The sequence below is a fragment of the Nitrospirillum amazonense genome (genome assembly GCF_007828045.1).
Classification (GTDB): Bacteria; Pseudomonadota; Alphaproteobacteria; order Azospirillales; family Azospirillaceae; genus Nitrospirillum; species Nitrospirillum amazonense_C.
The window spans coordinates 290,897-305,664 of the sequence record NZ_VITN01000005.1 but is presented as its reverse complement, the minus strand read 5'-3'; the positions used below and the strand labels follow the sequence as shown (position 1 = coordinate 305,664).

Genomic DNA, 14,768 nt, shown 5'->3' with positions numbered 1-14,768 from the left:
TCTCCTGATTGAGTTGGCTCGGTGGGCGACGCACTACGCCGATGAGCCCAACCATGCGGCCAGGGACGACGGATGATAACGCGGCCATTTCTCGAAATGGCTTTGCCTACGGAGCAAAGATGAAGGACCCGAGGTTCGCCGAGTTGGTGGCCGTCTTCGTCGATGTTGTGCGGGCCGGAAGCTTCTCGGGTGCCGCGCGGCGGCGGGGCGTGACGCCCTCGGCCATCGTTCGGCAGATCGATGCCTTGGAGCATGGCCTGGGCGTGCGGGTGCTGGTGCGTTCAACCCGCGCGCTGGCGATGACGGATGCCGGGGAGAGGTTGTTCGAACGCGGCCAGCGCTTGATCGACGATCTTGTCGACGTCCATGCCGAAATCGCCGCGTTCGATGGGGCGATCACCGGCGTTCTGCGCGTCGCCTGCTTTCCCACCTTCGGCAAGCGATACGTTCTCCCGGTGGTTGGGGCCCTGATGCGGGGCCATCCCGGCCTGTCGGTGGAACTGGATTTGACGGAGCGCCTGGCGGACCCGGCGCGCGACCGCCTTGACGCCGTCATCCGCATTGGGCATCTCGCCGACAGCGCCTTGATCGCCACCAAGCTTGCCGATCAATCCCGGTTGGCAGTCGCCGCTCCGGGTTACCTGGATCGTCATGGCGTGCCCGAGCGTGTCGAAGATTTGCGCGCCCATAGCTTGCTCGACAAGCTGCACGGGGCGGACCTCTTGGGCTGGGCCGACATGCTGGGCGACGCAGCGGGCCAGCCTGGCTGCGGCGAGGTGGTTTTCCGGTCCGACGATTTCGAGGCGCTACGGCTTGCCGCCCTGGAAGGCGTGGGGGTGGCTTTCCTTCCCAGCTGGGTGGTCGGGCCGGACGTGCGCGCCGGTGCCCTCAAGCGGCTTGCGCTGGATGGGGAGCCCTGGGCCGGGAATCCTCAGGGCATCTTCCTGCTCAGGGCCTTGCCGGAGCCATCGGCCAAGCTGCGCGCCTTTATAGATGGCTTGCGATCCTCGATCGGCTGCCCGCCTGTCTGGGAACCATGACCGCCGCCCGACTCTCCCCCAGAACGCCGATTCCCAAACGAAAACACCCGCCGGACGTGCTGCCCGGCGGGTGTCTTGGTACTACGATCAAGCGTGCGACCGGGGCGGCGCCTGGAGGCTGCCGCCTGGGCTCACAACAGGGCGCCTCAGGCGTCCTTGTTGTTCATGCCGCGGCCGGTGGTGCGCTCGGAGATGCGGGCCGACTTGCCGCGACGATCACGCAGGTAGTACAGCTTGGCGCGACGCACGTCACCCTTGCGGATGACCTCGATGCTGTCCAGGCGCGGGCTGTACAGCGGAAACACACGCTCCACACCTTCGCCGTAGCTGATCTTGCGGACGGTGAAGCTGGAGCTCACGCCGGCGTTGCGGCGGGCGATGACGACGCCCTCGTAGGCCTGCACGCGCTCGCGCGAGCCTTCGACGACCTTCACGTTCACCTTCACGGTGTCGCCCGGGGAGAATTCCGGGACCGCACGGGTGGCGGTCAGCTTTTCAATCTGCTCTTGCTCGAGCTTCTGGATGATGTTCATGGCACTCAACTCCACATGATGACAATGGCCAGCCTCACGGCGGTCAATCCAGGTTTGGCACAGGCGCCGTTTCCGCGGTGGGCTCCACCAGGGAAACGCCATCCTCTAGGGGCGAACCGCCCTTCGGCTTGCGCCGACGGCGGCTCTTGGCTTCGACCTTGGGCCGGCTCTCCTCGTAGCGCTGCCACAGGTCCGGTCGCCGGTCCCTGGTGATGCGCTCCGCCTCGGCCAACCGCCAGGCTTTCACCTTCTCATGGTGCCCGGAGAGTAGAACCTCGGGCACCGCGCGGTCCTGCCAGACGGCCGGCCGCGTATAGTGGGGATACTCCAGCAATCCCCGCTCGAAACTCTCTTCGCCCGCCGTCTCGACGTTGCCCATGACGCCCGGCAACAGCCGGACGCAGGCGTCGATCAGGCACAGCGCCGCGGGCTCACCCCCGGAAAGCACGAAATCCCCGAGGCTCACTTCCTCGAGGCCCTGCGCTTCCAGGACCCGCTCATCCACCCCCTCGTACCGCCCGCACAACACTGTGAGGCTGGGTGCCGATACGAATTCCCGTACCAGCGCCTGGTCCAGCACACGTCCACGCGGCGAGAGGTAGATCGCCCGGCCCCGTTCCCTCTGGTCCTGGCTCAATCGCGACCAGCTGGCGGTCAGCGCTGCATCCAGAACGTCGGGCCGCATGACCATGCCTGGTCCGCCGCCGAACGGGGTGTCGTCCACGGAGCGGTGTTTATCGCTCGCGAACGACCGGATGTCCACTGATTCCAGCGACCAGGTGCCATTTTCAAGCGCTTTCCCCGCAAGGCTCATGCCCAGCGGTCCCGGAAACATCTCCGGGAACAGGGTCAGCACCGTCACATGCCAGCCGGCCGTCATGGACTCAGGCCCTTTCGTCACCATGGCCCGCGTGGGCCTCGGGCGCGTCTTCTTCCGTGGCGATGGCCTCTTCGCACCCAGCGGCTGCCGCCTCGTCGGCGGCGGGGCCGCCTTCCATCTCGGCCAATTCCTCCGGCGTGGGCTTGACCTTCTCGAACAGGCCGGCCGGCGGTTCCACCGTGACGATCCCGGCCTTCACATCCACCACCGGAACGGCGGCGCGGGTGAAGGGGAGGGAGACCATCTTGCCGGAAGCCGCATGCGCGATCTCCAGCATGTCGCCGCCACCGAAGTCATAGATGGCCTTGATCTCGCCGAAGGGCTCGCCGTCGGCGGTGGTCGCCACCAGGCCGATCAGGTCGGCGTGGTAGAACTCATCCTCGTCGTCGGTGGCCGGCAGCTGGTCGCGGTTGATGTACAGCCGCGTGCCTTTCAGCGCGTCGGCGGCGTCACGGTCGCGCACACCCTGCAATTCCGCCAGGAAGTGATCCTTGCCCATGCCGGTCATGGTCAGGGCGAAGGCGCGGGCGCCCGATTCGTCGGTCAGCTGGCCATAGGCGAACAGCGACTCCGGCACAGCCGTGTAGCTCTTCACCTTGACGCGGCCGCGCACCCCGTGGCTGCCCACGAACTGCCCGACGCAGATGCGCGTGGCGGTTTCCATAACGATGCTCTCTGGAAGACTGTAAACGGCGGAAAAGCTGAACGGGGGCGGTCACCCGCCCCCGTCGCAACCCGTCAACCTGCATGCCGGCCAACCAACAGCGAGCCGGCCCCAGGCCAATCAGCCCTCGCTGCCGGCGGCAGCGGCGGCCAGCTTGGCGCGCTCCTGGGCCTTCGCCTTCGGGGCGGACTTCTTCGGGGTCTCGCGGACCTTCGGCAGCTCGATGATGTTGGCGCGGCCCAGGAACAGGGCGACGCGGTCGGTCGGCTGGGCGCCCACGGACAGCCAGTGGCGGGCGCGCTCTTCCTTCAGGGTGATGCGCTCGGCATGCTCACGCGGCAGCATCGGGTTGTAGGTGCCGATCTTCTCGATGAAGTTGCCGTCGCGGGGCGAACGGCTGTCGGACACGACGATGCTGTAGAACGGACGCTTCTTGGCGCCACCGCGGGCCAGACGAATCTTGAGGGACATTTCTTACTTCCTGACTCTGATGTTGAACTGAAGATGATGGTGAAACGCGGATACTCAAACTTGACCGGGGGATCAGCGGCCCTTGGGCATCAGGGCCGACAGGCCCTGGCGCATCAGGCCCTTTTTCCCCAGTTTCTTGAACTTGCGCATCATGTCGGCCATGTCCTGGTACTGCTTCAGCAGCCGGTTGACGTCGGCCACCGTGGTCCCGGACCCCAGCGCGATGCGGCGCCGGCGCGATGCGTTCAGTATCTTGATGTCGCGGCGCTCTTTCTGGGTCATGGAGGTGATGATCGCCTCCTGACGCTTCAGCATGCGCTCGTCGATGTTGGCCTTGGACAGCTGGTCCTTGATCTTGCCCACGCCGGGCAGCATGGACAGCATGCCGCCCATCCCGCCCATCTTCCGGATCTGGCGCAGCTGGGACAGCATGTCGTCCAGGTCGAAGTTGCCCTTCTCCATCTTCGCGGCAAGCTTCTCGGCTTCCTCGCGGTCGATGGTCTCGGCGGCCTTCTCCACCAGGCTGAGCACGTCGCCCATGCCCAGGATGCGGCCGGCGATGCGGTCGGGGTGGAAGGCCTCCAGCGCGTCGATCTTTTCGCCGGTACCCAGCAGCTTGATGGGGCGGCCGGTGATCTGGCGCATCGACAGGGCGGCGCCGCCCCGGGCGTCGCCGTCGATGCGGGTCATGACGATGCCGGTGACGCCGACCTTGTCATTGAAGTTGGTGGCGACGGTGACGGCGTCCTGGCCGGTCATGGCGTCCACCACCAGCAGGCTCTCCACCGGCTTGGTCACGTCGCGGATGCGCACGACCTCGTCCATCAACTCCTCGTCGATGGCAAGGCGGCCGGCGGTGTCCAGCATGACGACGTCATAGCCTTCCAGGCGGCCGACGCGCATGGCGCGCTGCGCGATGGTCACCGGGTCTTCGCCGGGGACGATGGGCAGGGTGGCCACGTCCACCTGCTCACCCAACACCCGCAACTGTTCCTGGGCGGCCGGGCGTCGCGTGTCCAGCGACGCCATCAGCACCTTTTTCTTCTCGCGGGTCTTCAGCAGGCGGGCGATCTTGGCGGTGCTGGTGGTCTTGCCCGAGCCCTGCAGGCCCAGCATCAGCACCGGCACCGGCGCCTCGGCGTTGAGGTTGATGCCCTCGTTCTGCTCGCCCAGCATCTCGACCAGATGGTCGTGGACGATCTTGATGACCATCTGGCCGGGGGTGATGGAGCGCAGCACCTCCTGCCCGACGGCCTTTTCCTTCACGCCGTTGATGAAGGACTTGACCACCGGCAGGGCCACGTCGGCCTCGAGCAGGGCCACGCGCACTTCGCGCAGCGCGGCACCAACGTCCTCTTCGGTGAGGGCGCCGCGCCGACGCAGCCGGTCGAAGATATCGCCGAGCCGTCCTGTCAAGCCGTCAAACATAACCCGTCCTGGCCATTGCCGTTCCGATCTTCATCCCGCCCCCTAGTCCAAGCGTCCGTTCAAGCCCATTTGCCCAAACGAAAAGCGCCAGTGCACGAAACTCGTGGACTGGCGTCGCGCCTTGGCGCGGGATGCGGTCTCAGTCCCGGATCTGACGGATCCAGGGCCGAGGTGGGGCTATCTAGACCTGTGGAGGGCGTCTGTCAATGCTTCTGGAGTCAAGGACGCCCCGCAGCAAGGCGGTGATGGTAACGGCGATGTCGCGCCTGGACGGCGGCGGGCCCCTAACCAAAAACGGGCGTTGTCAACGGCCTGTACACCTGTAATAGACGGGGTGGTATGCCCGCTATTTCGCCTAGAGACTCATTTTGGGTGCGCGCCCCCTCTTCCAGCCCGCCTTTAAGATAAGGTATGAACGGGTTATCGGGGTAGTCTTTGCGTAGTGCGCCATTCCGTGGCGGATTCGAATTGCGGGGGGGACCGGCCCCGCGGAGGCTTGTATGTCAATGTCGTCCGGCAGAAATGCCGAACCCGAACGGTCCAGGATGAGCCAGACGGAGTTGCTGGCGATTGTTGGCAAGCATCGGGCGTTTCTGACGAAGCAGCCTGGGGGCGTGCGTGCCAGCTTCAAGCTGCGTGACCTTTCGCATATGGATCTGTCCGGTCTGAACCTGGCCGAGGCCGATTTCTCGGGTGCCAAGCTGTTCGGCGCCCGCATGGTGGATTGCGTCCTGACGGGGGCGTCGCTGTACGCCGCCGACCTGCGCCTGGCCAACCTGGAACGCTCCGACCTGCGCCGGGCCGACCTGCGCGGCGCCTGCATGCGCGGCGCCGTGCTGAACCAGGCCTCCATGGCCGAGGCCGACCTGCGCGAAGGCACCATCATGCACGTCCGCAAGGACGGCAGCATCACCCCCCACGAATTCGACGCCGTGCCCGTGCAGACGGAACTGTCATGCGCCACCGTGGTGGGCGCCGACCTCAGCCGGGCCAAGCTGTCCAACACCTTCCTGGTGCAGTCGGATCTGACGGACTGCATCATGCGCGGCGCCAAGATGGCGCGCGCCAACCTGACCAACACCAACCTGACCGGCTGCGACCTGAAGGGCGCCGACCTGACGGGCGCCAATCTCACGGGCGCCAAGCTGCATGGCGCCGACCTGACGGGGGCGGAACTGGGCCTGGCCCGATTCGCCGGTGCCTTGATGATGGGCACCATCCTGGACGACAACGCGCGCCGCGCCGAAGAGGTGCTGGAGGGCATACACGCCCCCACGCCCGAGGATGCCGGCCTGGACCTGTCCGCCATGCTGGTCCTGCATTCCGAATGGGTGGAGACGGGCGGCCGCGAGGGCGCTCGGGCCGACCTGTCCAGCCTGGATCTCAGCGGCGTTGACCTGGCGGGCGCCAACCTGTCGGCCGCCCTGCTGCACTGCGCCTGCCTGCGCAAGGCCAATCTGGTGGGCACCTCGATGCCTATGGCCGACCTGTCGCTGGCCGACCTGCGCGACGCCAACCTCAGCCGTGCCGACCTGCGCGGCGCCTCGCTGGAGCGCGCCACCCTGAACGGTGCGCAGCTGGTGCGGGCCGACCTGGGGCCTGTGTTGATTCAAAGCTCCACGGGGCGGTTGTGGAGCGCCAACCTGCACCGCGCCCGCCTGGATGGCGCCAACCTGACCGGCGCCATGCTGAAGCGGGCGGTCCTGTCCCAATCCTCGCTGGTGGGGGCGGTGTTGAAGGATGCGGAGCTGTCGGACGCCAAGATGGCGGGGGCCGACCTGCGCGACGTCGATCTGGCCAACACCGACCTGGATGGGGCGGACATGGCCGACGTGGTCGGCATGGTGCACTGATCGGCTGTCACCGACCTAGTTTCGCCCTAGTTTCCTGACACTTCTGTAGCCTAATCCGCCGCCCGCCAATTCCTGCCTGCCGGACGCCCATGCTGCTGCCCACACAAGACCGCTCCGCCCGCCGCCTGGCGCTCTGCCTGCTGCTGGCGGGCCCCTTCCTGTTCGGCCTGTGGGCCGTGCTGCTGGGCCAGGACGGCAATTGGGACTTGCGCAACTATCATTGGTACAACGCCTACGCCTTCCTGACCGGGCGCTGGGGCATGGACGTGGCGCCGGCCCAGGTGGCCAGCTTCTACAACCCCACGCTGGACCTGCCCTTCTTCATGGCCGCCCAGGTGCTGCCCGCCCGCATGGTGGAATTCCTGCTGGGCAGCATCCAGGGCGCCAACCTGATGCCGCTGTACGGCCTGGCCTGGACGGTGCAGCGTTCGGCGACGCCGGAACGCCGCCGCGCCCTGGTGGCGCTGGCCGTGGCCGTTTGCGGCATGGTCGGTGGCGGCCAGGTCGGCTTGCTGGGCACCACCTTCTACGACAACGTCATCAGCCTGTTCGTCCTGGGCGGCATCCTGGTGGCCATGGGCGGGGAAGGGGCGGCTTGGAGCGCGCCCAATGGCCCGGCCTTCCGCCGCGTGGCGCTGGCAGGCCTGCTGGTGGGCAGCGGCGTGGGACTGAAACAGCCCACCATCGTCTTCGCCGTGGGCACCTGCGCCGCCTTCCTGGCGGCCGGCGGCACGCCCTGGCGCCGCCTGTTCCTGGCCTTCTTCTTCGGGCTGGGCGTGCTGGCCGGCATGGCGATCTTCTCCGGCCACTGGATGTGGTTCCTGTGGAGCCACTTCCAGAACCCGCTGTTCCCCTATTTCAATAACGTCTTCCATTCCCCCTGGGGCACGCCCGACCCCTACCGCGATGACAAGTTCATCCCCAAGGGTCCCGTCGCCGCCGCGCTGTTCCCCTTCGCCTGGGCCCTGGATCCCAAGCTGGTGGGCGAGATCATCTTCCGCGACTACCGCGTGTTGGTGGCCTATGTCGTGCTGCTGCTGACCGGCCTGGTGGCGCTGGTCCGCTGGCTGCGCGGGCAGTTCGCGGCCGAGGGGCCCATGGTGGACACCTCCGGCCCGGCCCGCGCCCGGCGTTACCTTCTGCTGGCCGGCAGCTTGAGCTATCTGGTGTGGCTGAAGCTGTTCGCCATCTACCGTTACCTGATCCCGCTGGAGATGCTGGCGCCCGTGCTGATCCTGGCGGCCGTGGCCCTGTGGCCGGCGCCGGCCCGGGCGCGGGGCCTGGTCACCGCCGTCCTGCTGCTGCTGCTGGCCGCCACCGGCCAGTCGGGCACCTGGGCCCGCGTGCCCTGGGGCGACCGGCCTTTCAGCGCCAAGGTGTCCGAGGTGCAGGCGCCCGTCCTTCCCCGGCCGGACCACACCGTCATCCTGATGACCGGCTACGCCCCCACCAGCTTCCTCATCCCCGGCTTCCCGCCGCAGATCCCCTTCCTGCGGCTGCAGAGCTATTTCATCCATCCCGACCAGGGCGACATCCTGCTGAACCGCCAGATGCGCCAGCGCATCGACCAGGGCATCGCCAACGGCGACGACTTCTACCTGCTGCTGGCGCATTGGGAGACGTGGACGATGGACCAGATTTTGCCACGCTATGGCCTCAAGGGCGCCGGGGAACCCTGCCAGCCTGTCACCTCGACGCTGGACGAGCCGATGATGCTGTGCCGCATCATACCGCTGCAGCCTGCGGCGGACCGTGATATGAACCCCGTGAACTAACGCCTATTTCCAAGGATTTCGCGCGATGGTCGATACCACCGCTTCCCTGCCCGGCCGCAAACCCACCGTGGCCGTGTTGGTGCCCTGCTATAACGAGGAAGCCGCCATCGCCAAGGTGGTCGCCGATTTCAAGGCGGCCTTGCCGGACGCGACCGTCTACGTCTACGACAACAATTCCAAGGACCGCACCGTGGAGGTGGCGCGCGCCGCCGGCGCCGTGGTGCGGACCGAGCCGCTGCAGGGCAAGGGCAATGTGGTGCGCCGCATGTTCGCCGACATCGAGGCGGACGTGTATGTCATGGTCGATGGCGACGACACCTATCACGCCGCCAGCGCCCCGGCCCTGGTCGATAGGCTGGTGACCGAGCAGCTGGATATGGTGAACGGCGCCCGCGTGACGGAGATCGAGGCCGCCTACCGCCCCGGCCATCGTTTCGGCAACATGCTGCTGACCGGCCTGGTGACCTTCATTTTCGGCAAGCGCACCAACGACATGCTGTCGGGATACCGCGTCTTCTCCCGCCGTTTCGTGAAATCCTTCCCGGCGCTGGCCGGCGGCTTCGAGACGGAGACGGAGCTGACGGTGCACGCGCTGGAACTGCGCATGCCCATCGCAGAGGTGGAGACCCCCTACAAGGACCGCCCGCCCGGGTCGGTTAGCAAGCTGTCCACCTACAAGGACGGCATGCGCATCCTGTGGATGATCACCAAGCTGGTGAAGGAAGAGCGGCCCATGCTGTTCTTCGGCGTCGCCGCCATCCTGTTGGCGCTGCTGTCGGTCATCCTGAGCATTCCCATCTTCGTCACCTTCGTGGAGACGGGCCTGGTGCCGCGCCTGCCCACGGCGGTGCTGGCCACCGGCCTTATGACCCTGGCCTTCCTGTCGCTGACCTGCGGCCTGATCCTGGACACGGTCACCCGCGGCCGGCGGGAGATGAAGCGCCTGCGCTACCTGGAAATCCCGGCGCCGGATTTCGCCCCGCTGGGCCGGGGCTGAGCGGCGGTGACCGATCTGCCCGAGGACCGGTCACCGGACGGCAAGCCGAAACAGGTGAAGGCCGAGGTCATGTCCTTCGCCCTCATCGGCGTGGCCGGCCTGTTCGTGGACATGGGGGCGCTGTGGGTGGCCCTGAACCCCCTGGGCTTGGACAAGCACAGCGCCGGCTTCTTCTCCTACTTCGTGGCCGCCACCTTCACCTGGTGGATGAACCGGCAGTTCACCTTCACCGGCGCCAGCCGGCGGGGGGCGATCCGCCAGTGGGCCAAGTTCCTGGCGGCCAACGCCGTTGGCGGCGTGGTCAACCTGGCGACATACAACCTGATCGTCTGGCTGGACGCGCCGGTCTTCGCCGTGGCCCTGCTGCCGTGGCTGCCCGCGCTGTGGCCCTATGGCGCCAAGGGTGCCGGCTCCCTGGCCGGCATGGGCTTCAACTTCGTCCTGTCCAAGATGCTGGTGTTCGGCCACAAGGCGCCCCGTACCTGAAACCTACGAGACGCCCCAGCGGCATGAGCTTGCTCATGCCGTAGGACGCGACCGCGTCCGCCGCAGGTTTCCGGGGAGCGTAGCGGACTGGAAACCGAGAATAGCCAAGGGGCGCACGCCCCGCCGGCGCCTGAGGTGCACGAAACAAGCCTGAGGCACACCAAACCAACAAGCCGGCCCTGCCGGGCACAGCCATGGACAGGGACGGGATCGTCGCCATATAACCGGGCATCATGGCGCGCCGGTTTCTCAAGATGCACGGGCTGGGCAACGACTTCGTCGTTCTGGACGCCCGCCACACCCCCCTGTACTTGACGGGCGCGCAGGCGCGCGTCCTGGCCGACCGCCGCTTCGGCGTCGGCTGCGACCAGATCATCATTTTGGAACCGCCGCAATCGGCCGGCGCCGATGTCTTCATGCGCATCCTGAACCCGGACGGCAGCGAGTCCGGCGCCTGCGGCAATGCCACGCGCTGTGTCGCCTCGCTGGTGGCGGCCGAGGGGGCCGGCCGGGACCAGTTGACGGTTGAGACCATCAGCGGCCTGCTGCCCGCCATCCGCCATGCCGATGGCACGGTGACGGTGGACATGGGGCCCGCCCGCCTGGATTGGCGCCAGATTCCGCTGGCCGAGCCGGCCGACACGCTGTCGCTGGACGTGGCCGCCGGCCCGCTGTCCAGCCCCTGCGCGGTCAACATGGGCAACCCCCATGCCGTCTTCTTCGTGGACGACGCCGAGGCGGTGGATTTGACCACCTGGGGCCCCCAGCTGGAACACCACACCGCCTTTCCCGAACGCGCCAATATCGAGGTGGCAACCGTGGTGGCGCCTGGCCGGGTGCGCATGCGGGTATGGGAACGCGGCGCCGGCATCACGCTGGCCTGTGGCTCCGGCGCCTGCGCCACCCTGGTGGCGGCCGCTCGCCGCGGCCTGACCGGCCGCAAGGCCGAGATCGTGATGGCCGGCGGCGCGCTGATCATCGAGTGGCGCGAGGACGGGCACGTGCTGATGACCGGGCCGGTGGCCACGGCCTTCAGCGGTGAGTTGGACGATAGCCTGCTGGCGGGCGCCGCGCGATGAGTGCCGGGCATGACCATGAGCATCGCCAGGAAGGCTCCGGTCCGGAGATCTCTGGCGAGGCCGGCGGGCCGCAGGTCGTCACCTTCGGCTGCCGCCTGAACGCCTATGAGTCCGAGGTGATGCGCGACCACGCGCGCGCCGCCGGCCTGGGCCCCGTGCTGATCTTCAATACCTGCGCCGTGACCTCGGAAGCCGAGCGCCAGGCCCGCCAGGCCATCCGCAAGGCAAGGCGCGAGAACCCGGACACCCGCATCGTCGTCACCGGCTGCGCCGCCCAGGTCAACCCCGGCACCTTCGCCGCCATGCCCGAGGTCGACCAGGTCCTGGGCAACGACCTGAAGCTGAAGGCCGACAGCTGGACCAGCTTCGGCGCCGGCCAGGCGGAGCGGGTGATCGTCAACGACATCATGTCGGTGCGCGAGACCGCCAGCCACCTGATCCAGGGCATGGAGGGCCGTGCCCGCGCCTTCATCCAGGTGCAGAACGGCTGCGACCACCGCTGCACCTTCTGCATCATCCCCTATGGCCGGGGCAATTCCCGTTCCGTCCCCATGGGCGAGATCGTGACCCAGGTGCACACCCTGGTGGAACAGGGCTATCGCGAGGTGGTGCTGACCGGGGTGGACGTCACCAGCTACGGCCCCGACCTGCCGGGCGCCCCGACCCTGGGGCAGATGATCCGCCGCCTGCTGGCCCTGGTGCCCGAGTTGCCGCGCCTGCGCCTGTCCTCGCTGGACCCGGTGGAGATCGACGACGACCTCTGGCGCCTGATCGCCGAGGAGCCGCGCCTGATGCCTCACCTGCACGTCAGCCTGCAGGCCGGTGACGACATGGTGCTGAAGCGCATGAAGCGCCGGCACAGCCGCGCCGACGCCGTGGCCTTCTGCCAGCGCGCGCGGGACCTGCGGCCCGACATGGTGTTCGGCGCCGACCTGATCGCCGGTTTTCCCACGGAAACGGACGCGATGTTCCAGAATACCCTGGACGCCGTGGCCGATTGCGGCCTGACCTGGCTGCACGTTTTCCCCTACAGCCCGCGCCCCGGCACGCCGGCGGCCCGCATGCCCCAGGTGGACAAGGCGGTGCGCAAGGAACGGGCGGCCCAGCTGCGCGCGGCGGGTGAGGCGGCGGTGCGCCGGCACTTGGCCAGCCAGCAAGGGCGCACCGTCACGGTGCTGGTGGAGAAGGGCCGCGTCGGCCGTACCGAACAATTCGCCGAGGTGCGGCTGGATCGCGATTTCGCGCCGGGCACGCTCGTGGAGGCCCGCATAGCCGGGCTGGATGGCGACATGCTGATGGGTTGCTGCTGATGTTCGATTGGATCAAGCGTAAGAAGCCCGCCGCCGAGACCCCGGCCGTCGTTCCGCCCACGCCTGAAAGCCCAGTCGTCGTTGAGCCTGTTTCGCACCCGGAACAACCAGCGACGCCGCCTGAAATGGTCGAGGAGCCGGTGGTGGCGCCCGTAGCGGCGCCCAAATCCGCCCTGGTCCTGGACGCCGCCCCGGTGGCGCCGGTGGAGGAAGCGCCGCAGGGCAACTGGTTGTCGCGCCTGCGCCGGGGCCTGTCCAAATCCACCACCCGGCTGACCGACGGCATCGGCGGCATCTTCACCAAGCGCAAGCTGGATGACGAGACGCTGGAGGAGCTGGAAGAGCTGCTGATCCAGGCGGACCTGGGGCCCGCCATGGCCGCCCGCGTCACCGCCGACCTGGCCAAGAGCCGTTTCGGCAAGGAGGTTTCGCCCGACGAGGTGAAGCGCTTCCTGGCGGATGAGATCGGCAAGGTGCTGGCCCCCGTCGCCCAGCCCCTGGTGCTGGACGGCAACCACAAGCCCCACGTGGTGCTGGTGGTGGGCGTGAACGGCACGGGCAAGACCACGACCATCGGCAAGTACGCGCGGGAACTGCGTGCCGCCGGCAAGACCGTGTGGCTGGCCGCCGGCGACACCTTCCGCGCCGCCGCCGTAAGCCAGCTGCAGATTTGGGGTGAGCGCACCGGCGCCCCCGTGGTGGCCAAGGAGACGGGGGCGGACGCCGCCGGCCTGGCCTATGAGGCGCTGGAGAAGGCGCGTGCCGCCGGTGCCGACGTGCTGCTGATCGATACCGCCGGGCGCCTGCAGAACAAGCAGGGCCTGATGGATGAGCTGCGCAAGATCGTGCGCGTCATCAAGAAGGTGGACCCCACCGCCCCCCACACCACCCTGCTGACCCTGGACGCCACCACCGGCCAGAACGCCCATTCGCAGGTCGAGGTGTTCAAGGAGATGGTGTCGGTCAACGGCCTGATCCTGACCAAGCTGGACGGTTCCGCCCGCGGCGGCGTACTGGTGTCGCTGGCGCAGAAGTTCGGCCTGCCGGTCCACGCCATCGGCGTGGGCGAGGGCATCGACGACCTGCGCCCCTTCGACGCCCAATCCTTCGCCGCCTCGCTGGTGGGGTTGGACGAGGGGCGCTGAAGCCGGGTTTTAGGCCGCAACGACGGCTTGAGGGGAGGGGAAGGATGCGGCGTTTGACGCGGCGCGTGGCGCTGGCCGGCCTCATGGCCGCCGTTCCCCCGCTGGCCTCGGCCCAGACTGTCGATCCCCGCGCCACCTTGGAGGCCCTGGACCAAGCCTTTGGCGGCCACCAGCCCGGCGCCCGTGCCGTGCACGCCAAGGGCCTGGTGGTGGAGGGGACCTTCACCCCGTCGTCCGCCGCCGCCGGCATCAGCCGCGCGCCGCATTTCCTGGCGGCATCGACGCCCGTGGCCGTCCGATTCTCCAACTTCGCCGGCACCCCCACCCAGGCGGATGGCGATGCGATGGCCAGCCCGCGCGGCATGGCATTGAAGTTCCACCTGGCCGACGGCACCGACACGGACATCGTCGCCCATTCCGTGAATGGCTTCCCGGTGGCAACGGCGGCGGATTTCCTGGCCATGGTCCAGGCGGCGGCCGCGCACGACCTTCCCGCCTTCCTGGCGACCCACCCGGCGGCCCGCGCCTTCGAGGCGCTGCCCAAGCCCATCCCGGCCAGCTACGCCACCCTGGGCTATTTCGCTGTCAACGCCTTCCGCTTCACCAACGCCCAGGGCCAGGCCATCCTCGGCCGCTACCGCCTGGTGCCTGAGGCGGGACAGGCGGTGCTGGCGCCGGACGAGGCGGCCCGCCGGCCGGCCGACTATCTGGCGGCGGAGATGGCGCGGCGCCTGGCCCAGGGCCCGGCGCGCTTCCGCCTGCTGCTGCAGGTGGCGGAGGCTGGCGATGTGGTCGACGACGCCACCGTCGCCTGGCCGGAGGCGCGGCGGCAGGTCGATCTGGGCACCCTGACCTTGACCGGCATCGCCGCCGACCAGGACTTCCAGCAGCGCACGCTGCTGTTCTTGCCCGGCCGCCTGTCGGTGGGCATCGAGCCCGCCGACCCCATGGTGGACGCCCGCACACCGATCTATGGCGCCTCGTTCCGCCGGCGCATGGGGGAGGCAGGGTGAGGGGAATGGTCGCGCAACCGTCATCAGGGTGCGCTTGACAGAGGCCCGGTCCATGACCAACTATGATCGATGAAACCGCACGCGGGGAAAGCCC

At 68.1% G+C, this 14,768-nt stretch carries 14 protein-coding genes; 9 read left to right on the top strand and 5 right to left on the bottom strand.

The genetic code is table 11. From position 1 onward, the window contains the following. Positions 1–53 precede the first annotated feature (53 nt). Positions 54–1,040 (top strand): LysR family transcriptional regulator, encoded by a 987-nt coding sequence (locus FBZ89_RS11100; protein WP_211115192.1) that lies wholly within the window; start codon positions 54–56, stop codon positions 1,038–1,040. A gap of 146 nt (positions 1,041–1,186) precedes the next feature. On the opposite strand, the gene rplS is transcribed toward FBZ89_RS11100, so the two are convergent. The 5 genes from rplS to ffh form a co-directional block, all read right to left on the bottom strand. After that, a complete protein-coding gene (gene rplS, locus FBZ89_RS11095) occupies positions 1,187–1,573 on the bottom strand; it encodes a 50S ribosomal protein L19 (protein WP_040848023.1) in 387 nt (128 codons plus the stop codon). Positions 1,574–1,616: 43 nt separating this feature from the next. Then, entirely contained in the window at positions 1,617–2,453 is an 837-nt protein-coding gene (gene trmD, locus FBZ89_RS11090; protein WP_145750035.1) for a tRNA (guanosine(37)-N1)-methyltransferase TrmD, read from the bottom strand. Between the two features lie 4 nt (positions 2,454–2,457). Continuing rightward, on the bottom strand, positions 2,458–3,117 hold the full coding sequence (rimM, locus tag FBZ89_RS11085; RefSeq protein WP_145750034.1) for a ribosome maturation factor RimM: 660 nt from the start codon (positions 3,115–3,117) through the stop codon (positions 2,458–2,460). A 120-nt stretch (positions 3,118–3,237) separates the two neighbouring features. Continuing rightward, positions 3,238–3,588 carry a 30S ribosomal protein S16 gene (gene rpsP, locus FBZ89_RS11080; protein WP_145750033.1) on the bottom strand — a complete coding sequence of 117 codons (351 nt, stop codon included), beginning with the start codon at positions 3,586–3,588 and terminating at the stop codon, positions 3,238–3,240. A gap of 72 nt (positions 3,589–3,660) precedes the next feature. Further along, positions 3,661–5,016: a signal recognition particle protein gene (ffh, locus tag FBZ89_RS11075; RefSeq protein ID WP_088872013.1), complete on the bottom strand. Its 1,356-nt coding sequence runs from the start codon at positions 5,014–5,016 to the stop codon at positions 3,661–3,663. A gap of 545 nt (positions 5,017–5,561) precedes the next feature. Here ffh and FBZ89_RS11070 point away from each other — a divergent pair. The 8 genes from FBZ89_RS11070 (at position 5,562) to FBZ89_RS11035 (ending at position 14,674) form a co-directional block, all read left to right on the top strand. Then, complete coding sequence (locus tag FBZ89_RS11070; RefSeq protein WP_244909264.1) at positions 5,562–6,869, top strand: pentapeptide repeat-containing protein; 1,308 nt, start codon at positions 5,562–5,564, stop codon at positions 6,867–6,869. A gap of 89 nt (positions 6,870–6,958) precedes the next feature. Continuing rightward, positions 6,959–8,644: a hypothetical protein gene (locus FBZ89_RS11065; protein ID WP_145750032.1), complete on the top strand. Its 1,686-nt coding sequence runs from the start codon at positions 6,959–6,961 to the stop codon at positions 8,642–8,644. 25 nt (positions 8,645–8,669) lie between these two features. Further along, entirely contained in the window at positions 8,670–9,641 is a 972-nt protein-coding gene (locus FBZ89_RS11060; RefSeq protein WP_145750031.1) for a glycosyltransferase family 2 protein, read from the top strand. Positions 9,642–9,647: 6 nt separating this feature from the next. Then, positions 9,648–10,127, top strand: coding sequence for a GtrA family protein (locus FBZ89_RS11055; RefSeq protein WP_145750030.1), 480 nt, complete (start codon positions 9,648–9,650; stop codon positions 10,125–10,127). A gap of 233 nt (positions 10,128–10,360) precedes the next feature. Next, the gene (dapF, locus tag FBZ89_RS11050) at positions 10,361–11,206 is read left to right on the top strand and encodes a diaminopimelate epimerase (RefSeq protein ID WP_145750029.1); all 846 of its coding nucleotides are present in this window, start codon (positions 10,361–10,363) and stop codon (positions 11,204–11,206) included. Beyond that, positions 11,203–12,516 (top strand): tRNA (N(6)-L-threonylcarbamoyladenosine(37)-C(2))-methylthiotransferase MtaB, encoded by a 1,314-nt coding sequence (mtaB, locus tag FBZ89_RS11045; protein ID WP_211115191.1) that lies wholly within the window; start codon positions 11,203–11,205, stop codon positions 12,514–12,516. Before dapF ends, mtaB begins: the two co-directional genes overlap by 4 nt. After that, positions 12,516–13,661, top strand: coding sequence for a signal recognition particle-docking protein FtsY (ftsY, locus tag FBZ89_RS11040; RefSeq protein ID WP_145750028.1), 1,146 nt, complete (start codon positions 12,516–12,518; stop codon positions 13,659–13,661). The genes mtaB and ftsY overlap by 1 nt, the downstream gene beginning before the upstream one ends. Before the next feature lie 44 nt (positions 13,662–13,705). Then, positions 13,706–14,674, top strand: a complete 969-nt coding sequence (locus tag FBZ89_RS11035) for a catalase family peroxidase (protein ID WP_211115190.1) — start codon at positions 13,706–13,708, stop codon at positions 14,672–14,674. Positions 14,675–14,768: the final 94 nt, after the last annotated feature.